Source organism: Lysinibacillus sp. NPDC047702 (assembly GCF_050272555.1).
Taxonomy (GTDB): Bacteria; Bacillota; Bacilli; order Bacillales_A; family Planococcaceae; genus Lysinibacillus.
Window position 1 is genome coordinate 1 of the sequence record NZ_JBNNMG010000032.1, and the last position, 23,453, is coordinate 23,453.

Genomic DNA, 23,453 nt, shown 5'->3' on the forward strand with positions numbered 1-23,453 from the left:
TTGCTGTGGCAATGAAAGGCACCTCCTTTAATTGATACCTTTATAGTACCGAGAGGTGCTACGTGATTATATGCGTTATTTGAATACGGGCTTACTGTCTATTTCTTGATAAGGAGCTTTTCTGTTGATTCAAAATTTGTTTTAATAAATGAAAAAAATCAGTGAGATTAATTTCTAGTGCATTTGTAATTTACTGAAGGCTAGAGATAGATATGTTTTTCCCAGCGTTCAACTTGACCAATATAAGGGGGTGAACATTGGCTATAAAAGCAAGCTCTTCTTGACTAAATTTATGACTTTTCCTTAATATACGAATTTATAATCCGACAGACTTGGCTAAACTATCCATTCAATCCCTCCTCTAAGATAACCCTAGTAGGATGATTTAATCATTTATATATACTATTAGTATTTATTTTGAGATAATGTACACTATGTATACATTTATGTATAATTAAATTACTAACAGAAAAAAACATAAAAGGTTTATAGAAGAAAGAGAGGAGTGTTGCCTGTTAGTAGCAAACTAAGTAAATGAGTGGAAGAATTTCAATTTAACATTTAAAACTCTCAAAGAAGTAATTTAGAAATTAAAGTTAATAATTAACTAATTTAAAAAATATAGGTTACTATTTATGAATGTAGAGTGTTATTTAAAATATGATAGTTCATTAATGAAATCAAAAGCTTTGTTTTTCGATTTTTTATAATACAAGATGAAGAATATAATGTGTGAGGTGTTAGTATGAAAAAATGTAGGTATTGTAAACATCCTAATCCTGATGAAAATAAATATTGTGAAAAGTGTGAGCTAAGTTTCAAAGATATAGCTGTTAGAAAAAGATATTATAATGAAAAAGATGATCCATTAACAAATATTAAAGAAAATGAATTGAAACGTCATAAAAAAACTACTAACGGTTCAAAGATCTTAAGTTTTTTTGGTGGGATTTTGGTGATATTGATAGTACTTAGTTTACCAATTGGTAGTTACCTTTATTTAAATAAAGATGTTGATACATATAACGAAGCAGTAGAGTTATGGAATGAAGGTGAAGTAGAGGAAGCGTTTAAAGTTGCAAAAAAAATACCAGAAGGCTCGAGACAATATAAAAAAGCACAAAAATTAATTAAAGATGCAGAAGACTATTTACTTTATAATAAGGCAGTTATTTTGTGGAATGATGGTAATTACGAAGAAGCAGTTAAAATATTTGAATCTTTTAATAAGGAATCTGAATATTATAAGCATGCACAAAGTGTTTTGAACGATATGTAAAATCTAGAAAAAAAAGTTACTGTATGTTTTTTTCTGTCTTAATAAATTGACAAGTGAAAGAATATAAAGGAGAAATTCTTTTGGAAAAAATAAAGCATTTAATTTACTTTAAAGAAATGAAAAGAATCGATTATTTATTTTGTGTGTGTTTATTGTTTTTGCCGATACTATTAATTTTCATACCAAACAGTAGTTCAGTGATTTTAATTACTGGTGTGCCAATAGTGTATCTTATCTGTTTATTAACTAGTAAAATACTACTGAAAACTGACAGTGAACGTTATAAACGATTACCTAATGATTACAAAATATTTGTAGCAATAAGCATTTTTGTCTTGATTGGTGTAATTGTATTTCGTTTAGGTATAGTAAATCGTATAAGTGAATCGAATCAATTTTTTTATCCAATTGTTTTTATTGCTGCATTTACATTATTAGCATACATGTATGGATGGTGGTTATTTTTTAAATTCTGTTTTGTAGTTATTTATTACATACTATTAAAAATATTATTCCCTGAAGAATCAGACCAAACTGAAAATTATTTATCTATAAAAGAATTATCTAAATTTATAAAAGTCTATGATCAAAAAAGATATTTAAATACTGCTATAATAAATTTTATAGTATACATATTTTCAGTTGGCTATTTTTTTTCATGGTTAATATCTTTAGTGGAGATTCAAGATCATATTATTGAAGTGATAGTAGAATTTGCTGAAAAACTTTTTATTGTTAACTTTGGCAATACTTTAGGTTTGATTTCAGTAATAATTGCAATTTATACTATTACTTATTCTATTCAAACTAAAATATACGATAAGGCTGTTGAAGTATATAATCTTAATCGCGAATAGAGTAGATTGAAAGTCTCTAGGATAAATTCAAAAACCACTAAAGAAATATTTTTTAAGATCTGAGAAAAATAACTTGATATTTTGTTAAAATCGTAAGAATTGAAAATTGCCTTTGATAGATAAAGATTTTATGAAGAGATAAATATATTTTTTTAAGATTGATATTTAAAACGGCAAAACAAAAATTATATAGTATGAAACTTCATTTTGTTTCATAGAAACCCTTTTAATAGATATTGAAAAAAAATATAATTAAAGTCCATTTTATGACAAAACTTACTTAAGTATTGAGACAGATAAAAAACACCTATCCATTGAAAACAGGTATTTGACCTTATATTTTCAACGTATAGATGTTTTTTTATGGAGGAAAGAGTTAGTTGTCCAGTAGAATTGTAAAAGTAAAATGAAATTTGTACGGGTTCCCGATTAAATCGTCGATTTTAAATTCAAAATTTAATTAAATATAAATTACCAAATAGCAGTATTTATGCTAGATTTTAAAATATTATAAAATCAACTAGAAAAGAGAATTGATAATCTGTGAAACTACCTATCCTGAATACAACGAGGGACGCCTCTATGTGTAAGGTCATTTCCAGTCGTAGTTTTGTATACATAATTTTGTAATTGTATAATAAATGGCTGTATATCTACGTATAATACGGTAATTTACGCTGTAGCTATTATTGAAAACTATTCCATTGAATCGTTATTTAGAGAAGATTATCAAACTGTTTTAGAGTGTTATAACAATTATAAAAAATCAGGACAAATTAATTTTACTACATTCCATCAATCATTTGGTTATGAGGAATTTATTGAAGGAATTAAACCTTCTTTTGATAAAGAACAAGAAGAACAACTTCAGTATAAGATCGAATCAGGGATTTTTAAGGCTTTTTGTGAGAACGCTCAGCAGCAGCTTAAAGTTACAAATAATAATGAAGCACTAGAGATTGATACACGTGTGTGGAAAGTGTCACTAGGTGGAAGTGGTAGGAATGAGATAAAGGAAGATTGTTTTGAAAATAATCGAATTCGTATTGGTTGGGATTCATATGGTGAAGATTTAACAGAAGGTACAGAAGAACCGTCACTTATGATTAAAGATATTATTAATGATTTTAGTAATGTTATGGATATTGGCGATATTGTTTTTTCACTAGATGATGAAAAACACATTGCAAGTAAAGGTGTTTTTTGTAGATTGTCATCGGATTGAAGAAAGCTTAGAAGTGATTATAAATAAATTATAAATTTAAATCATGAGTATAAAAATAAGTGGGTTTTATAAATTATAAAACTGCCTATTGAGTAGAAATATATACTCAATAGGTAGTTTTATTTTAGCTTATATCATATGATTTTTCGATAAAATGTTTAGCCTTCTCAAGGTCTTCATCATTATTGATTCTTATTTCTAAATCACCAGTCCCGTAATGTCCGATATTAGTTACATTGCGAGTAAAACCTTGTTCCAAAGATATTGTTGTAGGGTCTACTTTTAAATACACTAAGATTGAATTTGACTGTGGATGAACTTCAACACAGGCAAAGTTCTTAATACGTTTAAAAGCGATGTAATATTTTAACGTTTTCATTTGCACATCGTCACCTAAGGCAATCATAAAGGCTTTTAAATTTTCGAAGCGGTCCGTTAACTGTTCATTTGCTTGATCTAAATAATCTGAAACGGTTTTAAATGTTTTGGTATTTGATTTTTGCGTTCTATCTATAGAGTTTTCTTCAATATAAACAGTTTGGGCTGTTGTTGCATTCACTAAATCCAACATTAAAAATCCATCTAAATAGTGTTTATATTGATAAAGTTCTATGTTGCGATTTATTTGCTGAACGGCATGCGCATCATATTTTGTGAAGTTACCTGCAATACATAAAAGACGTGGGCTACTCCAATCAATATTGTCTGCAATCGATTGACCAAATTTTCTTAAAGTCATCAATTCGAATTCTGCTTTATGATCAAGTAGCCAATCTAAATAATAGAGACCTTGATTGATCACATTTTCATTCATAGATCTTTTATATTCGATAATAACAGGAGAATGATTTTCATCTAATCCAAGTGTGTCTATTCTTCCTCCATGGCGTTTTCCAGTTGAATATTCCGAAGCTAAAAATTTTATCCCAAGAAATGCATCAAGGTGTTTTTCGATTAAATTTTGTAATGATTTCTCAAGCGAAACTGAATGTCCATGTAATTCTTGTACGTTATCATTGTCAATTTTAAAAAATTTAATATCCCCCATTAGTTTCCTCCTAGCAGTAATTCCATGAAATTAAAGAAGTTTCTATTTAATTATGGCAAGTTACTTGATAAAGCGAATATGCTTGAATTATGGTAGTCAATTATTTAGGGGAAATCCAACTCATGAACATAAAAAATGACAAAAGAATTCGAGATATCATTGCCTGAAAGCTCTACCACATAGAATTATCTTAAATTTTTTTCAAGTCAATAATTTGCTTAAGTATTTCATATAATTGTCTTTGTTCACTTATATCTACATCTTGTAGTAATTTAATAATTAAGCGATAAGGTAATTTTTCAGTAGAACTATAGTCAGTTTCAATAACTGAAAAGAACTCTGCAAGATTAATTTCTAAAGCATTTGTAATTTGATAAAGGCTAGAGATAGTTAAGTTTTTTTCTCCACGTTCAATTTGACCAATATATGTTGGGTGAACATTAGCTTTAAAAGCAAGCTCTTCTTGACTAAGTTTCTTACTTTTCCTTAACACACGGATGTGCATTCCGACTGACTTCACTAAACTATCCATTCGATTCCCTCCTAAGATAACCCTAGTAGGAAGGTTTTACTTATTCTATATACTATTAATACTTATTATCATTTTTTGAATACTATTATTATTTTTTGTGTGTTTAATTAAACTATTGATAGGAAAAATTACTAAAAATTATTTCGGATTAATGTCACAATTGGGGTATTACTTGGTTTGCTTACAGTATTTAGCTTAAAGAACAGTGAGGGAGGATTTAGATTATTAACCTTTTTAATAGTATTTTCATTTGGAGTAGTACTTTCAATTGTATGTATAACTATTTTCCTTTTTATTATTCGGAATAAAGGTGTGTAATTAAAAAAATCTTATGTTGTACCAATTTTAACTTTAATACTGTGTATGGATGTAACTTTTATTGGCATATCCGTGATTAAAAAGGAAGTGGAAAAGTATAATTATTCTTACATAGAATATTTAAATAATAAATTACCATCCATAATGGAGTCAGATTTCGTACAAGAAAATAAAAAAATCCAAAATTGACTAGAATCATTAGATGGAAACTGATTCATATTATTAAACCACTCAGAACTTTAGATATTTAATTGAAATAACATCGTATGACTTGATACAGATTTAAGAAAAAAATTATTCGCTTTATTTGAAAATCAATAGTCTTTAATTATATAGAGAGAGGTAAGGGATATGGAAGTTTTTGATTTAGGGCTGTTAAAGAATGTGATTAAAAGATCACCTGTTACAACTTTATTTGTTGTTTTACTAGTAGCATCATTTATAGCCAGTTATATTTTGGGGAACGGACCAACAGATATAGAAACAGCTAGACTGTTTGGTTCAGTCATACCATCAGATACGACAACTGATGGATTAATTCGTACTATTACTTATACATTTCATCAAATAGGTTATGACGGAGAAATACTTGATAATTAAAAGGATATTTACCATATTATTAATGATATTACAACGCCTTTAAGTTATTAAAAAGAACCCTAAGAATGAGAGAAATAACTTCTCATTCTTAGGGTTTTGAATTTAAAGAGGCTAAGATTCATTTGAACCGAAAATTTATTTTATTTCACTTTACACATTTAGAGCGTAAAAAGTTCTTTATGTTTAAAAAATACCTTTTTTGATTTGATATTCAAATTATAGAGTTTCATGAGGTCAAAAATTTTTGATATTTAAGGATTTATAAATATCAAAATAACAATGTACCTTTGCTTTTAATAGACCTTTGCTAATTAAATAATTTTGATTACATGTGTAGACATTCGTAAGGGGGATAACAGTTAACAAGTCAAATATAAATTTTACATTGATATTTCTGGTTTTATATAGGATTATTTTTCCTCATATGTATGTTATATTTAATTATAAAAAAATTTGATATAATTAAAAATAGGAAAATATATACTGTGTATTTTGTAATGTACATATTTTGATCCAGAAATCTATTGAAAATAAATCTAGTAAAAATATCAAGAAGAGAAAAATAAGTATTATACTAATAAATTAAAATAGGGGAAGGTGAATAGCAGATCAGTAGTTTTATACTATTAGTACTAGAGAATAAATATTGTAACTAGTAATTTAAGTGAGGGGAAAAAAATGGATGTTAATTTAGAAAAATTAAATCATGAGTATTTAAAAGGAAGGCTTGTACCTTTTATTGGAGCAGGATTATCAACACCTTTTAAAATACCTTCTTGGAAGGAATTAATTGAAATTATCGCTCAAAAATATGCTATAGAGGACAAGAGATTTGTTTTAAATAGTGTAGATGTTCTATTAAATAGGTATGATTTTTGGGAAGCAATTAATCAATTAAAGTTATTTTTATCGTTGTCGGATCAAGATATTCAATCAGAGGTTGTTAGGATAATAAAGGAAAAAAAATAGATTTAAATGATGATTCACTTCATAACTATGTGGACTTAGCAAAAATGGATTTTAATCTTTATCTAACAACAAATTATGAAAATTTATTATTTAAATATGTACAATGTGATATTCTTCCAATATTAATGAAAGATATTGATTTTAGTACACAAGAATTATTTGATGCAAAAAGGATACTTCACTTGCATGGTTACACATCTAATTCTGGTTCCATTGTTCTTAGTAGAGAAAGTTACCAAGAACTTTATGCTAACAATAAGTATAACGAACTGTTAAAGCAAGTTACTGGTACCAAAACACTTTTGTTTATGGGTTTTTCCTTCGAAGATCAATTTATACGTGAACTAATAAAAAATCATAGACAGTATTTTAAAGGAAACCACTATATTATCTTAGATAATCCATCTGAAGATAAATCCAGAGTACTTAAAGAAGAATACGGATTGATAACCGTAAAGTATAATTCGCACAATTCATCACATTCTGAGGAGATAAGAAAGATACTGGCACATATTTCCGAAATAAAGAAGGATGAAACCTACGCTGCTGTCCAGGAAAAGGGGCTAGACAGCAAAATACAAAATGTAGTACTAGGAGCACAAATAGACGATTTTAATCAAGATGTCGAGTCTAATCTTTTTTACCAAAAACTAAAAATAGAGGATATAGAAGCCGATTTACTTGAATTGAGTAAAGCTTTTTATGTTGCAGCAGAGATCTATATTCGTGATCTAAAATTAAACGGTATGTCAGTTGATGTTATAAATGCTGTTTTAGCAAAAGTTCTAATAAAGTATAAAGAAAGATATCGAGATACGTATAATAAAAATGGGAAAAACAGTAATGAATTCTTGGATGCTGTTCATGAAACACTGGAGAATTTTGATTTTGGTAGACTTTCAAATCTATTTAGCGAGAATGAGGTTTCTGATGAAGATGAAAAAAGAGGGTTAATTCACATTTTAACTAATGAAGAAAAAATTAATATATGGTGGGGGAAGAATCGAATAAAATGAGATATTCAAAAAATGAATTATATACTGTACCTCCCTATATAAATTTATTATTCAATAATAATCAATTAGAGTTATTAAAGACTTTATGTCTTTTATTTGCACTTTCTGTAGAAAGTAAAAAAAAATTTAATAAAGTTTCAGATCTTATTTTTTATTATGGACTTGTACATTTTGATATGTTAAAGATTTTAAAAGGAGACGAAGATGATTTAGTCATTTCTCGAAACAGATATTTTAGATATCGTCAAAATATTAATCAAATAATTTTAGAATTATTTAATTTAGATTTTATTGAAATAAAGGGAACTATTGAAGTCAAAACATCTGATATAGGTATTCGTTTAAATAAAAAAGGACTAATTTTTTTTCAAGAATTGAATAATAGTTATTTTTCAGAGTTGGTTGAAAAAAGTTTAAGTGTTATTAGTATGATAGATAATAACTCCACAAATAAAAGCATATTAGAAGGAGGGAAAAAATGAATCAAATAATAATAAATAAATTAATTCTTTTGGGACCAAATTATAAGAGAACATTATATTTTGAAAAGGGATTAACTATTATCAGAGGAGATAGAACAACTGGAAAATCACTAGTTTTAAGCTTAATTGACTATTGCTTTGGGAAAAGTGAAGGTATTATCTTAAAAGTGCAGAAAGAGTTGGATGAGCATTGTGATCAAGTGTTTCTCGAAATAAGTATAAACGAAGAGGTATTGACTTTAAACAGATCACTTAAACAAAAGCCATCAAAAATTGCTTTTTATTTTTGTGATTTTGAAAGTATTAATGATTACATTCCTAAGATTTCTGATATTAAAGAAGCTATGGAAATAATTATGAGAAAACTGAAAATTAGTGAATATAAACGTACTAAGTATAAAGTGCATAGTAATGAACAGGAGTTAGAAACTATTTCTTTCAGGGATATATTTAGATATGTGTATTTAAAGCAGCATCTTTTAGGTACAGATAATTTTTTAGATAATAATACTACTTTTAAAAGAAATAAAAATCCTTATGCATTTGAGATGATATTTGGGTTAGTTGAGCCAGATAAGGACCAATTGAATTTACAGCTTGTAAATGCAAAAAATAATATTGAGGCAAAAAAAAGGGAGATAACAGGATTAAATTCTTACTTAATTGATAAAGAAGCTGATGATATTTTCGCTCTAATGAGTACTGCTGAAAAAATAAAAGCAGAGATTAATGAGCAAAAAAAGGAAAAAGAGGTTATTCTAAATAAAAGTAGTCAGGTTAACAATAAAGAAAATGAAATGTACATAAAATTAAAAAGTAGATTAACAGAAGTAGCTAATCAAATTTTTAATTGTAATAAGCAGAAGTCAGATCTTGAATTATCTATTAGATCTAAAAAATTTCTTGTAAGCGAGTATGAAAAAGAAAATTTGGATACTAATGCAACTATAGAAATTAATTACCATTTAATTGTAGAAGAACAAAAAATTGAGTGTCCATTGTGTCATTCAATGGTACATACTCATATTGGTCAAAAAAGTAAACCAGCATTAGAAGTATTACGCAAAGTAAAGAGAGAAATTGAAAGCAAAATAAAGTTGGTTAATAATTTAATTGAGAAAGATAGATGTACAATTGATCAGATTGATAAAGAACTAAGTAGTTTAAAGAATGAAAAAGAAATTCTTGATAATGCCATAAAAAAATTTGCAAAAAAGACTTCTGTACCTTTTCTTTCTCAATTAGACAGTTTAAATAGTATAATTAACGCTCACAATAAAAAGAAAGAAATAGTTGATGAATGTATAAGAATACATCGGAAAATTGAAGAAAAGGAAAGACAAGTTGAAGAATTTAAAAAAGAGGTTGAAAGGCTGGAAAAGGAACTTAAAAACTTAAAAGTAAGTGAACTTAGAAAAAGTGAAATTTTTAGTTTTTTAAATAAAAAATATAAGTCTTACATGAATAGACTTAAATACGATACTAAAGATACTTATATTGATCCTGAAAATTATATGCCATATCATAATGGTGCAAGTGTTTTTGAACACGAAAGTGGTGGATTGTTAGAATGTATGCAAATTTCTTATTTAGCTGCCATACTCACTAGTAAAAAAGAAGGTTTTGCTATAGGGCATCCTGGAATACTATTATTAGATTCATTAAGTAAATATATTGGAACTATAAAAGAAGAAGCTAAGGGAAAAGAAAAAGAAGACTCACAGAAAATTAATGATCCTGAAGTATACGATGAAATTTATAAAGTACTTATTGAACTTTGTAAAGATTTTCAAATTATCGTAGTTGATAACACTCCACCAAATCTAGTTTCTTCTTTAGTAAAATATACATTTTACTCAGGAGAGGGGCTTGTTAATCTAGGTGTTAACGAGTTTTAAAAAAGAATTAAAAAAAAGAATAGCCTATAAATTTTTTCTAATAAAAAAAGGCGACGCGCGTTTTTTAAAGCTTGTACTTTCTTATTAGGGGGTGTACAAGCTTTTTTATAATCTGTGTGGTCGGTTATAAATGTCAACACCAATAGGTTCTGACGTAATTTTGGAGAAAGATATAATTTTTGTTTTTCGGGTATAGTATTTAAAAGGACTGATTTCCATGTTACTTCCTTGGCAAGCACCGGAAAAGCCACTTTCTCTTCATCTACTTCGATCCTATGAAACGACCTTTGTATTTTCTCTTCAACTAACAAAAAGCTATGCATTTTGTCCGTCCTGTGGATCAAGAAGTAGCCGCATACATAGTTTCTATCATCGTCTATTACAGGATCTTTCTATCGGTGCACAGCACGTTATGATCCATTTGAAATCACGAAAATGGTTTTGCGATGAAACTTGGTCCACAACCAATTTTCACGGAACGTTTTACCTGGTTAAAAGCGTATGCACGAAGAACGGAACGCTGCAGCTGCTGTTACGAAATCTAGCCTTCTCTATGAGCTGTCGGCAAGCCGGAAAAGTGATTCGTTCCTTTATCAGAGCATGCATTAGTCATGACACATTTTTACGGCTTATTCGCACGACAACAATCGAACTGCCTCAAACTACTTCCATTGGTATCGAAGACTTTGCCTTCCGAAAAGGGCATGATTACGGCACGTTTATTTGTGATTTAGAGACACATCAACCGCCTGCCATCTTGCAAGGAAGAACGAGTGAAATCGTAGAAGCATGGCTAAAACAACATCCGTTTCTTCAAACAATTAGTAGGGATGGCTCGAAAACCTACCGTGAGGCTTAACACATGTAAATCCCACCATCACGCAAGTAAGTGACCGATGGCATTTAATCAAAAATGCAAAAGAAGCCTTAGTATAATGGCTAGAACAAAAGCTTCCAGTACAAATTTAATGGCAAACTGTGCAGAATAAAGAAGTGTTCAACTTGTCGGAAGATAAGCCAATTGATGAGGTTCAACACCTACCGTGAGATTATAAAGAAGATCTGCGCATTACACATATTGCTCAAAAACATCAACTGAGCCGAGGAACGATTCACAACTATTTGAAACAAACAGCACCCCACGTAGCACAAAACTAAACCCGCTCAATTAAAACTTCAGCCATACTATTAAGCCATTTTAGCGTATGATACGGAGCGATTGATAATGGACCAAATCTTTCAGATAATTCGTCTAGCAGGATATGATGGAAGTTACTCGGCACTTAGGCGCTTTTTAGAACCTTATCGTGCGAATAAAAAGAAGAAACTTCTTCAAACGTTCGTCTATAGAATTTCGAGAACCCAACTTACACAATGGATTTGGGCAGGCTTCGGCACATTAGGGCATGAGAAAAAGAAAATGGTTACGCAATGCCAAAACCTTTATCTCTTTATCGCAACGATAGAAAAACGGTACAAGAATATCGAATTCTTTTCCAAAATCGAAATGTCGATTTACTAATCGATTGGATGAATACACATTTAGCAAACAAAAATTCGCCTTTTTATAGCTATAGCCTTGTACTACGGTTGGATTTAGCCGCTGTTAAAAATGCATTTACATCATCGTAAGTTTATTAGAAGGTCAAGTAAATCGGTTAAAGTGGATTGAACGAATGATGTACGGTTGAGCGAAGCCAGCTTTATTAGAAAACGAATGTAATATCGATTTTGATAGTATTAGTTTTAATTTTAGTCATACCTAGACACGGGTTTTTTACCAAAATTGCGTCAGAACCTATTTAAATTAGTATTTATAGACGGTAAATGTGTTGATTTAGGGAATCTTGGGTGAAAGGAATTTTATGAAGGGCATGATTTTCTTTAGATATTGAGAAAATCATGCTGAAAGAAAAGAATTATCTATAATATAATGATCATACTTCAGGTACTTAAGTAACTAACTAATTATTAATCTATCTTCTTTCGTTGAAAAGAGATATTATCAAAACAAAAAGCTCAAAACTATGTTTTGCTTATAAATTTTTGAGCAGGGAATTTTTAGTAAACGTATTTTGACTTTTACGCATAAGTGGGTCATGATTATATGCGTGAAATCTTTTTATTTTTGAGAGAAGGCGTGTTATGGCAAGTACTGAGTTCATTATGAAAATGATCAAAAATAATAATGGTGTCATAACTACTGCCGAAGTAACAAAAGCAGGAATTTCACGTGGTAATCTCAAATATATGATGGATACAGGTTTGTTAAAACGGATAGGACCAGGCGTATATCAACTGGTTGGATCATTGGAAGATGAAATGTATAATCTTCAAGTTCGTTATAAACGTGGGATTTTTTCTGGTGCTACTGCACTTTATTTATTTGATTTAACCGACAGGACGCCAGCAAAATTTTAAATGACCTTTCCTCATAATTACAATACTTCAACCGTAAAAAGCGAAAACGTAAAGTGCAACCGTGTCATTATGGAATTGTATGAGCTTGGAGTTGTAGAAATAAAAACACCTGCAGGGAATACAGTGAGAGCTTATAACATGGAAAGAACATTATGCGATATCTTGCGAAAGCATAATAAGACAGATTTACAGATCATCACAGATGCCTTTAAAAGCTACGTTAGAAGAAAAGACAAAAACATTTCAATGCTGCGTGAATATGGCAAGAAACTAAAGGTGGAAGGAAAACTTCAAACCTATTTAGAAGTGCTTCTATAATCAATGTATAAGAAGAAAAGATGGAGGAATACAAATGTCAAGTACAACACAACGTGCTGAATTACAATCTCAAATCTGGAAAATAGCCAATGATGTCCGTGGCTCAGTAGATGGATGGGATTTTAAACAATATGTTTTAGGAACGCTTTTTTATCGTTTCATAAGCGAGAACTTTTCTAGTTATATTGAAGCGGGAGACGAAAGCGTCAATTATGCAAACCTTCCTGATGATATTATAACTCAAGAAATCAAAGAGGATGCCATTAAAACAAAAGGTTATTTCATATATCCGAGTCAGCTGTTTGCTAATATTGCGAAAACTGCCAACAAAAATGAAAGCTTGAATACAGATTTAGCTGCTATATTTTCTGCTATTGAAAGTTCAGCAAATGGTTACCCTTCTGAATTGGATATTAAAGGGTTATTTGCAGATTTTGACACAACAAGCAATAGATTGGGGAATACTGTGAAAGATAAAAACAGTCGTTTAGCTGCTGTCATTAAAGGCGTTGAAGGGCTTAATTTTGATGATTTTGAAGATAGTCAAATTGACCTTTTTGGTGATGCCTATGAGTTTTTAATCTCTAATTATGCTGCCAATGCTGGTAAATCTGGAGGAGAATTTTTTACACCGCAGAGTGTGTCTAAGCTTATTGCTCAATTAGCAATCTACAAGCAAACAACCATTAATAAGATTTATGACCCTGCAGCCGGTTCAGGTTCATTGCTATTACAAGCAAAAAAACAGTTTGATGATCATATTATCGAAGATGGTTTTTATGGACAGGAGATTAACCATACAACTTATAACCTTGCTCGTATGAATATGTTTTTACACAATATTAACTACGATAAGTTTAATATAGCTTTAGGAAATACGCTATTAGACCCTCACTTTGGTGATGAAAAACCTTTTGATGCTATTGTATCTAATCCACCTTATTCCGTAAATTGGATTGGTAATGATGACCCAACACTTATTAATGATGAAAGATTTGCTCCTGCAGGCGTATTAGCCCCAAAATCTAAAGCCGATTTTGCCTTTGTACTTCATACGCTTAGTTACCTTTCAAGTAAAGGTCGTGCTGCTATAGTTTGTTTCCCTGGTATTTTTTACCGTGGTGGTGCAGAGCAGAAAATTAGAAAGTATCTGATTGATAATAACTTTGTTGAAACGGTTATTTCATTAGCACCAAACCTTTTTTATGGAACTTCAATAGCGGTTAATATCTTGGTTCTCGCTAAGCATAAAACCGATAATAAAACTCAATTTATTGATGCAAGTGGAGTAGATTTCTATAAAAAAGAAACCAATAATAACATACTTACAGATGATCATATTGAGCAAATAATGAAAATGTTTGACAGTAAAGAAGATATTGAACATGTTACAAAGTCTGTTGAATATGATGCAATTGTTCAAAATGATTACAACTTAACTGTGAGCTCCTATGTGGAAGCAAAAGACACAAGGGAAGTCATTGATATAAATGAGCTGAATGCAGAGATAAAAACGACTGTAGCAAAGATAGACCAACTTCGTGATGAAATTGATGACATTATTGAGGTGCTTGAATCATGATAAAGCCAAATTATTTGGAGAAACTCCTTAAGGGAGTTGAGGTTGAATGGAAGCCTTTGGAAACTGTAATTAAGTCATTGAAAACAGGTTTAAATCCTCGTAAAAATTTTCAATTAAATACACCTGATTCAGAAGGGTTTTATGTGACAGTCCGTGAAATACAGAATGGAAAAATTGTATTTCTTGACAAGACAGATAGGGTAGATAATAGAGCTTTAGAATTAATAAATAACCGTTCTAATTTAGAAAGTGGCGATGTTTTATTTTCAGGAACTGGAACTGTTGGACGTACTGCTGTTATAGAAACAAAACCTATAAATTGGAACATTAAAGAAGGGGTTTATGTGATAAAACCTATTCAAGAAATTATTAGTTCAAAATATCTTTCTTATTTACTTAATTCTCAGGATGTTGTAAACGATTATAGTAGAAAAATTGTTGGTTCACCTGTTATGAGCTTACCAATGAGCGAGTTAAAGAAACTTAAGATCCCTATCCCGCTCCTTGAAGTACAAGAAGAAATTGTCCGTATTTTGGACGCCTTCTCAGAGCTTACAGCAGAACTTAAAGTAGAGCTTAAAGCGCAGCTTACAGCTCGTAAAAAGCAATATACCTATTACCGTGATAAGTTGTTGACTTTTGAGGAGGGTGAAGTTGAGTGGAAGACGTTGGATGAGGTCGGTGAATTAGTTCGTGGTAATGGTTTACAAAAAAAAGATTTTGCAGAATTTGGTATACCAGCAATTCATTATGGTCAGATTTACACTTATTACGGCATATTTACGACAGAAACAAAATCTTTCGTTTCATATGAGACGGCTCAAAAATTAAAAAAAGTTGATACTGGTGATGTTGTTATAACAAATACGAGTGAAAATTTAGATGATGTTGGCAAAGCCGTTGTTTATCTTGGTGAAGTGCAAGCTGTTACTGGTGGGCATGCAACGATTTTTAAACCATCAAATCAGATTTCAGGCAAGTACTTTGCCTATTTTACACAAACAAAAATGTTTGCAAGTCAGAAAAGAAAATATGCAAAAGGGACAAAAGTTATTGATGTTTCAGCTACTGATATGTCAAAAATAATAATCCCCATCCCACCTCTTACCGAACAAAACCGCATCGTAGCTATCCTCGACAAATTCGATGCCTTGACATCCTCCATTACCGAGGGTTTAACACGTGAGATAGAGTTGCGTCAAAAACAATACGAATATTACCGTAATATGCTTCTTAGCTTTCCGAAAGAGGAGGTAAAAGTGTAATATGGGAGAATTATTAACGGATATTGCAGGACGATTAAAAGATAGTGGTAAAAAAGTACAACTGATTTACGCTTTTAATGGAACTGGTAAAACTAGGCTTTCAAGGGAATTTAAATTGTTAGTTGCACCGAGAGTAGATGATGATACAGAGCTAGATGAATCGGAATCAGTTAGTAAAAAAATCCTTTATTATAATGCCTTTACGGAAGATTTATTTTATTGGGATAATGATTTAGAAAATGATGCTGAACCAAAACTTAAAATCCACTCTAACGCATTTACAAAATGGATTTTTGTAGAGCAGGGACAAGATAGAAATATTATTTCTTATTTTCAACACTATACAGATGAAAAATTAACTCCACATTTTAATGAAGAATATATCATTAAAAATAGTGATGAAAAAAATATAACCGTAGAAGCTTTTACAGAAATAACCTTCTCATATGAGCGTGGTAATGATGAGCGTTCAAACAATATTAAAATCTCAAAAGGTGAAGAAAGTAACTTTGTATGGTCTGTTTTTTATTCGCTACTTGAACAAGTTATTGATGTTTTAAATGTAGCAGAATCAAGTGATAGAGAGACAAATCAGTTTGACCAGTTGGAATATGTCTTTATAGATGACCCTGTAAGTTCATTAGACGATAACCACTTGATTGAAATAGCAGTAAATTTAGCACAATTAATAAAATCAAGTGCATTAACAGACCTTAAATTCATTATAACCACACATAATCCTCTTTTTTATAATGTGCTGTGTAACGAATTTAACAATTCTAATAAAAGTACAGGCTACAACAAGGATAAACACTTTAAAAAGTACAGGTTAGAAAAAAAAGAAGAGGGCACTTATGAACTAATAAGTCAGCATAATGATTCGCCGTTTTCTTATCATCTTTTTCTAATAAATGAAATAGAAAAAGCTATTGAATCTGAGCAAATATATAAATATCATTTTAACTTTCTTCGAAATATTTTAGAAAAAACATCTACTTTTTTAGGTTATTCCAATTGGGGAGAGTTGTTATTACCTGTTAAAGGAAATCGTACTGCATATGAAGAAAGGATTCTAAACTTATCCAGTCATTCAAAGCATTCAGCTGAAGAAATTGTTGTGTTAACAAATGATGACAAAAATGTTTTAAGACATCTTATTAGTGAAATTAGTGAAATATATAGATTTAAGAAAAGAGAATAATAATTAAGAGGGGATTTAATGAGCGACTACAAAACTATTGCAGAATCAAACAACTTTATAGTTTTAGATAAATATACCAAGATAGATCAACAAGGCAGTGGCTATCAAACAGAAGCTGATTTAGAACGAGAACTGATTCAAGATTTGGTAAATCAAGGCTATGAACATCTACAAAGTTTAACTACTCCCGAAAAAATGCTTGCTAATATTCGTGTGCAACTGCAAAGCCTTAATAAAATGCAATTTTCAGAAGCTGAATGGAACAGATTTTGTGAGCAGTTTTTAGATAAACCCAGTGATAACCACATTGATAAAACCCGTAAAATTCATAACGATTATATTTATGACTTTGTTTTTGATGATGGGCATATTCAAAACATTTATCTAGTAGACAAAAAAAATATTACCAACAATAAAGTGCAGGTAATTTCCCAATTTGAACAAAAAGGAACACAAGCTAATAGATATGATGTTACCATTTTAGTCAATGGCTTGCCTTTAGTACAAGTAGAGCTTAAAAAGCGTGGGATTGCCATTCGTGAAGCCTTTAATCAGGTTCATCGATATAGTAAAGAGAGTTTTAATTCAGAAAACTCTCTGTTTAAATATTTGCAGATTTTCGTGATTTCTAATGGGACAGATAGCCGTTATTTTGCTAATACGACTAAACGTGATAAAAACAGTTTTGATTTTACTATGAATTGGGCAAAATCGGATAATACCCTGATAAAAGATCTAAAAGATTTCACGGCTACATTTTTTCAGAAAAATACTTTATTGAATGTACTACTGAAATACTCCGTTTTTGATGTGAGCGATAACCTGCTGATTATGCGTCCTTATCAAATTGCTGCCACGGAAAGGATTTTATGGAAAATTGAAAGTTCATACCTAGCCAAAAATTGGAGAACTACTGAAAGTGGTGGATATATTTGGCATACAACAGGTTCGGGGAAAACGCTTACGAGTTTTAAAGCAGCTCGTTTAGCTACTGAACTGGATTTTATAGATAAAGTATTTTTTGTTGTAGATAGGAAAGACCTAGATTTTCAGACGATGAAAGAGTATCAGCGATTTTCCGCTGATAGTGTTAATGGTTCAGAAAGTACCGCAGGATTAAAGCGTAACATTGAAAAAGATGATAATAAAATTATTGTGACGACGATTCAAAAACTCAATAACTTAATTAAAAGCGAAACAGAGTTACCTTTATATAATAAGCAAGTGGTATTTATTTTTGATGAAGCCCACCGTTCACAATTTGGTGAAGCTCAAAAAAATATCAATAAAAAGTTTAAGAAGTTCTATCAATTTGGATTTACAGGTACGCCTATTTTCCCAGAAAATGCGTTAGGTTCGGAAACGACTGCTTCTGTCTTTGGTCGAGAGTTACACTCTTATGTAATTACGGATGCCATTAGAGATGAAAAAGTTTTAAAGTTCAAAGTAGATTATAACGATGTACGTCCCAAGTTCAAAAAGATTGAAAAAGAAAAGGACGAGAAAAAGCTATCGGCAGCAGAAAATAAAGAAGCATTACTACATCCTGAACGGATTAAAGAAATTTCTCAATATATACTGAATAATTTTAGAATAAAAACCCATCGTTTAAATGCGAATGGAAAAGGTTTTAACGCCATGTTTGCTGTGAGCAGTGTTGACGCAGCCAAACTCTACTATGAATCATTAAATAACTTACAACAGGGAAGCAGTAAACCCCTTAAGATTGCGACAATCTTCTCCTTTGCTGCTAATGAAGAGCAAAATGCTATAGGTGAAATTCTTGATGAAACTTTTGAACCTTCGGCAATGGATAGTAGTGCAAAAGAGTTTTTAAGTTTAGCCATTAAAGACTATAATGCCATGTTTAAAACCAATTATGGCGTAGAAAGTAAGGAATTTCAAAATTATTATCGTGACCTTGCTAAACGAGTAAAAGACAAAGAGATTGATTTGTTGATTGTTGTAGGAATGTTTTTAACTGGTTTTGATGCACCTACATTAAATACTTTATTTGTTGATAAAAATCTTAGGTATCATGGTTTAATGCAAGCTTTTTCGAGAACAAATCGTATTTATGATTCTACCAAAACCTTTGGAAATATTGTTACATTTAGAGATTTAGAACAAGCCACTATTGATGCGATTAAATGTTTTGGGGATGATAAAACTAAAAATGTGGTGCTGGAGAAAAGCTACAAGGAGTATATGAAAGGATTCACTGATGTGGCAACTGGTGAAGCCCGTCGTGGATATGTAGATGTAGTAAAAGAATTAAAGGAACGTTTTCCTAATGTTGATGATATTGTTACTGAAAAGGATAAAAAAGAGTTTGCGAAACTCTTTGGTGAATATTTGCGTATTGAAAATATCCTACAGAACTATGATGAATTTTCGGGTTTAAAAGCTTTGCAAGCAATAGATATTACTGATCCTAAAGCTTTAGAAGATTTCAAATCGACTCACTATGTAACTGATGAAGAAATTGTTGTTATGCAAGAGATTCAGGTGTTAGAAGAAAGAGCTATTCAAGATTATCGTTCTTCATATAATGATATTCGTGATTGGCTCCGCCGTGAAAGAAATGGAAAAGAAAAGGAAAATGTTTCTATTGATTGGGATGATGTTGTCTTTGAAGTAGATCTTTTAAAATCCCAAGAGATTAATTTAGATTACATTCTTGAACTTATTTTTGAACATAACAAGAAAGTAAAAGATAAAGCAACATTGGTTGAAGAGGTTCGTCGCTTAATTCGATCTAGCGTAGGAAACCGTGCAAAAGAAAGCTTAGTAGTTGATTTTATCAACCAAGCTGATTTAGACAGTATTCAAGATAAAGCAAGTATTATTGATGCCTTCTTCTCATTTGCTCAAAATGAGCAAAAACGTGAAGCAGAAGAGTTGATTAATACTGAAAAACTTAATGAAGAAGCTGCAAAAAGATATATTTTGAATTCATTAAAAAGAGAATACGCTAGTGAAAACGGAACGGAACTTAATGAAATTCTTCCTAAAATGAGTCCTCTTAATCCTCAATATTTAACAAAAAAGCAGAGTGTTTTTCAGAAAATCTCTGCCTTCGTAGATAAGTTTAAGGGAGTGGGTGGGAAAATTTGAAAAATTTAAAATAGAAAGGATAAGATGGGAATAAACATAATTACTTTTGAATTATATTTTTATAAAATATAGTCAAAATAATCAATTGCCCCCGCAAGCATTGATATAACAACATTTCGAGACGGCAGGTTCGACTCTCGCTATTTCAATAAATAGAAATCAGTGGATTTCAATTTTGAAGTGACTCCTAAAAGTTAGACAAGATTACTTCATTAGGCAGTGGGTTGGGCATAAGTCCGATATTGTATTGGACTTATGCCTTTTAATTTTGCCGTAAAACGTTATATACTTTTCTAATTCTTTTTAAAATGTTTCACACTCTCAAATTCTTTAAGATATAGAAACTCTGATTTCATGATGCCCCCAAAAAAATTTTCCATGATGGAATTATCATACAGTTGCCCTTACGAGACATACTTTACGTAGTTCCTCTTTTTCGTAAGGCGTACCAGTACTGCTTCATTTGATAGTGCCAGCCTTGATCTGAATGCATAAGTAGTTGAAGGTCTTCAGGCAAGCTTTTTAAAGCTTTCTCCAACATTTCTGATACAATACATTGGACGAGAGCAACAATCGTATATGTAATGATTTCCCCATTAAACAAATCTAAAACAGGTGATAAATAACAAATAATTTAAACTCCATAATATCTGTCACCCATTTTTGATTTGGCTTATCTGCTGTAAATTGACGGTCTAAAATGTTTGGCGCAATTTTACCCACAGTCCCTTTATACGATCGATATTTTTTCATACGCACAACACATTTTAAACCAAGCTCTTTCATAATGCGTTGAACATTCTTATGATTCACTTTTTTCCCGCGATTAGTCAGCTCATCACGAATGCGACGATAGCCGTAGCGACCTTCATTTTCCTCATAAATAGTTTTAATCTCCGTTTTTAAGTCGTCATCTGGATCTGACCGATTCATCTTCTTTATTAAGTCGTAATATGTACTACGTGGAACTTGAGCGAATGCCATAAGCGCCTTCACCAAGTATTTGTACCTTAATTCATAGATGACTTTCACTTTGTCTTCTTTAGTGACCTTTCCTTACTTCGAACTAAGGCATTCAACATTTTTAAATACTACTGGTGATATTTAAAGAAATTAAGTAAATAAATTTTTTATAAGTACATATTTTGTCCTTCATAGTTGTTATAATTTGTATAATATGGTTGTTAAGTAAAATAAAAATATAGAAGTCTTCAAACCATAGTAAAATAGTTATATTTTTTGGGGATAGCTTCAGAAAAATGCGGATTTATACCGTTAAGGATCTGAAAAACACGGAGAATACCAATATCCCATTTTCAATTATTTATTTTGATATCGATTACTTTAAATAGATTAATGATGTGTACTGTTATGATATCGGTGACCAAATATAGATTAAAAAAGGACAAGTCCTATCATATGAGTTTGTTTTTTATGGTCGAATTTAATAATATAAAGGTATTATCACTATAGGAAAAACTTTGGCTTATCGTTTAGACCATTTCATATAATTTTGAATTTTAGATGATATAATGGGTGGGACTTTAATGTCTAAAACCCTATAAAAAAGAAATATTTGGTGAAAAAACAATTCATTATAAACAAAAAGCTATAAGCTTTAGAAAATATGTTTCATACATATATTTATTTCGGAAAGGACTCATAAGCAATGGTTAATAAAAACGACCTAATGGTATTAGAAGGTGATGTGTTAAATTTGGACGAAGCGGAAGAACTTCTAGCCCAACAATTAGAAGATAGCTTTAAAGACTTAGAATTACTTGAAAATGACAAAGAAGTATTAAAAAATCCTGAAAATTTAGGAAAAGTCATTTTAGACGAAGTATGGAAACAATTTGGCAATCAAATCGGGTTAGATATTACAAATGAGACGTTAATTCAAAAGTATGATCGAAAGCATCCGGGAGGCTACAGTGACATCAAAGATTCAGTCTTGCAAGACCCTGCCTATAGGGTTGCTAATAAAGAAATGGCTAATCAACAAAAGGTAGGTACCTTAAAAGATACCTATACCGGTAAAGATTTGAAAGCGAGCGATAAGGCGAATTTAGATCATGTTGTTCCTCGAAAAGAACTTTATGAAAACCGACGAAGAAAGCAAGCAAATATGAGTGTTTCAGAGCTTGCGAACAAAAAAGAAAACTTAAAGCCAACGAATGAATCACTAAACAAAAGTAAAGGTGCGAAAAGTAATCAGGAATATATTGAAAAGCGGAACGAACGAGAAGCCGATCTTATTAAACAAAACGAAAGAGCCAATAAGAAGATTGATGAATCGAACTTGTCGGATGCAGAAAAACGTGCCAAAAAGGCAAAAATTAATAAACGATTAAACGACAAGCTCGATGCTGCTGATGAATTGATGAAGCAAGCAGACAAAGAAGCACGCAAAGCAATTAACCGAGACATTCGAAAAAATGCCGCTAAAGAAGCTGGGAAAAAGGCTGGGAAAGATGCACTAAAAACAATGCTCGTTTCGGCTTTATTTGCGCTTTCGAAAGACATCATGAATGGGTTAATTCGATTTTTAAAGCTAAAATCGAAATCTTTCAAATTATTTTTAGAAGAAATGATGCAATCGTTAAAATCCTTCTTCTCTGAATTTATAAGTTTTTTAAAAACTGGTGCTTCTACCTTCATTAGTACGATTATTTCAGAAATCTTTGGACCAATTGTCAGTATGTTTAAAAAATTGGCAAGTTTGATTAAACAAGGGATTTCTTCTTTAATGGAAGCCATTCATTATTTGCGAGATAAAAATAATCGTAATAAACTGCTATCTGTCAAAGTAGCGCATGTCGGTAAAATTATTACAGCTGCATTAACAGGTGGTAGCGCAATATTTTTAGGCGAAGTGTTTGAGAAATTTTTATTAACTGTCCCAGGCTTTCAAACCCCCATTCCATTAATGGGAACGTTAGCCAATATCATTGGATTATTTTTAGCAAGTTTAGTATCCGGTGTCATAGGCGCAATCATTTTGAATTTAATCGATAAATTTATCTCAAAAAAATTAGATGCACAACAAGCACAAGCGGTCATTGATCAAAACAATCAAATTTTAAATATTCAGGATATCCAAGTTGCTGTTGCGGAAGAGAATGCTACGAGGGTAAAAGAAAAGGCGATGAAGGAAATTTTTGAAACGAATGCTTACGCAAATAATACGATTAAACAATCCCTTCATAATATTTTTAAAAAAGACGTAACCGATGTAGCAGAACAACGACCAGTAATAGACGAAACACAAGCGAGATTATTAAAACTTCAAAAAGAGCTTGAAGATTTACTATAAGGAGAACAC

19 protein-coding genes and 1 pseudogene are annotated in these 23,453 nt (G+C 30.8%); 17 read left to right on the plus strand and 3 right to left on the minus strand.

The window, feature by feature from the left end; all coding sequences use genetic code 11:
- Nucleotides 1-745: 745 nt before the first annotated feature.
- From ACQKIM_RS15560 to ACQKIM_RS15570, 3 genes are all read left to right on the plus strand, one after another.
- A complete protein-coding gene (locus ACQKIM_RS15560; protein ID WP_427545460.1) occupies nucleotides 746-1,279 on the plus strand; it encodes a hypothetical protein in 534 nt (177 codons plus the stop codon).
- Nucleotides 1,280-1,359: 80 nt separating this feature from the next.
- Nucleotides 1,360-2,136, plus strand: a complete 777-nt coding sequence (locus tag ACQKIM_RS15565) for a hypothetical protein (RefSeq protein ID WP_427545462.1) — start codon at nucleotides 1,360-1,362, stop codon at nucleotides 2,134-2,136.
- Between the two features lie 970 nt (nucleotides 2,137-3,106).
- Nucleotides 3,107-3,361, plus strand: a complete 255-nt coding sequence (locus ACQKIM_RS15570; protein WP_427545464.1) for a hypothetical protein — start codon at nucleotides 3,107-3,109, stop codon at nucleotides 3,359-3,361.
- Between the two features lie 124 nt (nucleotides 3,362-3,485).
- On the opposite strand, the gene ACQKIM_RS15575 is transcribed toward ACQKIM_RS15570, so the two are convergent.
- Together ACQKIM_RS15575 and ACQKIM_RS15580 are read right to left on the minus strand one after the other, a co-directional pair.
- On the minus strand, nucleotides 3,486-4,409 hold the full coding sequence (locus ACQKIM_RS15575; RefSeq protein ID WP_427545465.1) for a DUF5655 domain-containing protein: 924 nt from the start codon (nucleotides 4,407-4,409) through the stop codon (nucleotides 3,486-3,488).
- 190 nt (nucleotides 4,410-4,599) lie between these two features.
- Nucleotides 4,600-4,941, minus strand: coding sequence for a helix-turn-helix domain-containing protein (locus tag ACQKIM_RS15580; RefSeq protein WP_427545467.1), 342 nt, complete (start codon nucleotides 4,939-4,941; stop codon nucleotides 4,600-4,602).
- Nucleotides 4,942-5,610: 669 nt separating this feature from the next.
- Here ACQKIM_RS15580 and ACQKIM_RS15585 point away from each other — a divergent pair.
- The 13 genes from ACQKIM_RS15585 (at nucleotide 5,611) to ACQKIM_RS15645 (ending at nucleotide 20,128) form a co-directional block, all read left to right on the plus strand.
- Nucleotides 5,611-5,859 carry a hypothetical protein gene (locus ACQKIM_RS15585; RefSeq protein ID WP_427545469.1) on the plus strand — a complete coding sequence of 83 codons (249 nt, stop codon included), beginning with the start codon at nucleotides 5,611-5,613 and terminating at the stop codon, nucleotides 5,857-5,859.
- Nucleotides 5,860-6,537: 678 nt separating this feature from the next.
- Nucleotides 6,538-6,828: a hypothetical protein gene (locus tag ACQKIM_RS15590; RefSeq protein WP_427545471.1), complete on the plus strand. Its 291-nt coding sequence runs from the start codon at nucleotides 6,538-6,540 to the stop codon at nucleotides 6,826-6,828.
- Between the two features lie 44 nt (nucleotides 6,829-6,872).
- The gene (locus ACQKIM_RS15595) at nucleotides 6,873-7,844 is read left to right on the plus strand and encodes an ABC-three component system protein (protein WP_427545473.1); all 972 of its coding nucleotides are present in this window, start codon (nucleotides 6,873-6,875) and stop codon (nucleotides 7,842-7,844) included.
- On the plus strand, nucleotides 7,841-8,326 hold the full coding sequence (locus tag ACQKIM_RS15600) for a hypothetical protein (RefSeq protein WP_427545475.1): 486 nt from the start codon (nucleotides 7,841-7,843) through the stop codon (nucleotides 8,324-8,326). The genes ACQKIM_RS15595 and ACQKIM_RS15600 overlap by 4 nt, the downstream gene beginning before the upstream one ends.
- Nucleotides 8,323-10,224, plus strand: coding sequence for a hypothetical protein (locus ACQKIM_RS15605; protein WP_427545477.1), 1,902 nt, complete (start codon nucleotides 8,323-8,325; stop codon nucleotides 10,222-10,224). The genes ACQKIM_RS15600 and ACQKIM_RS15605 overlap by 4 nt, the downstream gene beginning before the upstream one ends.
- 217 nt (nucleotides 10,225-10,441) lie before the next feature.
- Nucleotides 10,442-11,083, plus strand: a complete 642-nt coding sequence (locus ACQKIM_RS15610; RefSeq protein ID WP_427545479.1) for a transposase family protein — start codon at nucleotides 10,442-10,444, stop codon at nucleotides 11,081-11,083.
- 366 nt (nucleotides 11,084-11,449) lie between these two features.
- Nucleotides 11,450-11,746, plus strand: a complete 297-nt coding sequence (locus tag ACQKIM_RS15615; RefSeq protein ID WP_427545481.1) for a hypothetical protein — start codon at nucleotides 11,450-11,452, stop codon at nucleotides 11,744-11,746.
- Nucleotides 11,747-12,369: 623 nt separating this feature from the next.
- On the plus strand, nucleotides 12,370-12,645 hold the full coding sequence (locus ACQKIM_RS15620) for a type IV toxin-antitoxin system AbiEi family antitoxin domain-containing protein (RefSeq protein WP_427545483.1): 276 nt from the start codon (nucleotides 12,370-12,372) through the stop codon (nucleotides 12,643-12,645).
- Between the two features lie 69 nt (nucleotides 12,646-12,714).
- Entirely contained in the window at nucleotides 12,715-12,963 is a 249-nt protein-coding gene (locus ACQKIM_RS15625; RefSeq protein ID WP_427545485.1) for a type IV toxin-antitoxin system AbiEi family antitoxin domain-containing protein, read from the plus strand.
- A 34-nt stretch (nucleotides 12,964-12,997) separates the two neighbouring features.
- The gene (locus ACQKIM_RS15630; protein ID WP_427545487.1) at nucleotides 12,998-14,545 is read left to right on the plus strand and encodes a type I restriction-modification system subunit M; all 1,548 of its coding nucleotides are present in this window, start codon (nucleotides 12,998-13,000) and stop codon (nucleotides 14,543-14,545) included.
- Nucleotides 14,542-15,810 carry a restriction endonuclease subunit S gene (locus ACQKIM_RS15635; RefSeq protein ID WP_427545489.1) on the plus strand — a complete coding sequence of 423 codons (1,269 nt, stop codon included), beginning with the start codon at nucleotides 14,542-14,544 and terminating at the stop codon, nucleotides 15,808-15,810. The genes ACQKIM_RS15630 and ACQKIM_RS15635 overlap by 4 nt, the downstream gene beginning before the upstream one ends.
- Before the next feature lies 1 nt (nucleotide 15,811).
- Nucleotides 15,812-17,011, plus strand: a complete 1,200-nt coding sequence (locus ACQKIM_RS15640) for an AAA family ATPase (RefSeq protein WP_427545491.1) — start codon at nucleotides 15,812-15,814, stop codon at nucleotides 17,009-17,011.
- Between the two features lie 18 nt (nucleotides 17,012-17,029).
- The gene (locus ACQKIM_RS15645; RefSeq protein ID WP_427545493.1) at nucleotides 17,030-20,128 is read left to right on the plus strand and encodes a type I restriction endonuclease subunit R; all 3,099 of its coding nucleotides are present in this window, start codon (nucleotides 17,030-17,032) and stop codon (nucleotides 20,126-20,128) included.
- Between the two features lie 212 nt (nucleotides 20,129-20,340).
- On the opposite strand, the pseudogene ACQKIM_RS15650 reads toward ACQKIM_RS15645, so the two are convergent.
- Nucleotides 20,341-21,214: pseudogene (locus ACQKIM_RS15650) on the minus strand (IS3 family transposase); the annotation flags it as partial.
- A gap of 583 nt (nucleotides 21,215-21,797) precedes the next feature.
- On the opposite strand from ACQKIM_RS15650, the gene ACQKIM_RS15655 reads away from it, so the two are divergent.
- On the plus strand, nucleotides 21,798-23,444 hold the full coding sequence (locus ACQKIM_RS15655; protein WP_427545495.1) for a hypothetical protein: 1,647 nt from the start codon (nucleotides 21,798-21,800) through the stop codon (nucleotides 23,442-23,444).
- Nucleotides 23,445-23,453 lie beyond the last annotated feature (9 nt).

Excerpts from the sequence above, each read along its gene's own strand:
- ACQKIM_RS15640 (WP_427545491.1), top strand. The coding sequence starts at position 15,812 with ATGGGAGAATTATTAACGGATATTGCAGGACGATTAAAAGATAGTGGT.
- ACQKIM_RS15610 (WP_427545479.1), top strand. The coding sequence starts at position 10,442 with ATGTTACTTCCTTGGCAAGCACCGGAAAAGCCACTTTCTCTTCATCTA.
- ACQKIM_RS15560 (WP_427545460.1), top strand. The coding sequence starts at position 746 with ATGAAAAAATGTAGGTATTGTAAACATCCTAATCCTGATGAAAATAAA.
- ACQKIM_RS15605 (WP_427545477.1), top strand. The coding sequence starts at position 8,323 with ATGAATCAAATAATAATAAATAAATTAATTCTTTTGGGACCAAATTAT.
- ACQKIM_RS15580 (WP_427545467.1), bottom strand. The coding sequence starts at position 4,941 with ATGGATAGTTTAGTGAAGTCAGTCGGAATGCACATCCGTGTGTTAAGG.
- ACQKIM_RS15585 (WP_427545469.1), top strand. The coding sequence starts at position 5,611 with ATGGAAGTTTTTGATTTAGGGCTGTTAAAGAATGTGATTAAAAGATCA.
- ACQKIM_RS15645 (WP_427545493.1), top strand. The coding sequence starts at position 17,030 with ATGAGCGACTACAAAACTATTGCAGAATCAAACAACTTTATAGTTTTA.
- ACQKIM_RS15625 (WP_427545485.1), top strand. The coding sequence starts at position 12,715 with ATGGAATTGTATGAGCTTGGAGTTGTAGAAATAAAAACACCTGCAGGG.
- ACQKIM_RS15630 (WP_427545487.1), top strand. The coding sequence starts at position 12,998 with ATGTCAAGTACAACACAACGTGCTGAATTACAATCTCAAATCTGGAAA.
- ACQKIM_RS15595 (WP_427545473.1), top strand. The coding sequence starts at position 6,873 with ATGGATTTTAATCTTTATCTAACAACAAATTATGAAAATTTATTATTT.
- ACQKIM_RS15590 (WP_427545471.1), top strand. The coding sequence starts at position 6,538 with ATGGATGTTAATTTAGAAAAATTAAATCATGAGTATTTAAAAGGAAGG.
- ACQKIM_RS15600 (WP_427545475.1), top strand. The coding sequence starts at position 7,841 with ATGAGATATTCAAAAAATGAATTATATACTGTACCTCCCTATATAAAT.
- ACQKIM_RS15620 (WP_427545483.1), top strand. The coding sequence starts at position 12,370 with ATGGCAAGTACTGAGTTCATTATGAAAATGATCAAAAATAATAATGGT.
- ACQKIM_RS15615 (WP_427545481.1), top strand. The coding sequence starts at position 11,450 with ATGGACCAAATCTTTCAGATAATTCGTCTAGCAGGATATGATGGAAGT.
- ACQKIM_RS15575 (WP_427545465.1), bottom strand. The coding sequence starts at position 4,409 with ATGGGGGATATTAAATTTTTTAAAATTGACAATGATAACGTACAAGAA.
- ACQKIM_RS15655 (WP_427545495.1), top strand. The coding sequence starts at position 21,798 with ATGGTTAATAAAAACGACCTAATGGTATTAGAAGGTGATGTGTTAAAT.
- ACQKIM_RS15635 (WP_427545489.1), top strand. The coding sequence starts at position 14,542 with ATGATAAAGCCAAATTATTTGGAGAAACTCCTTAAGGGAGTTGAGGTT.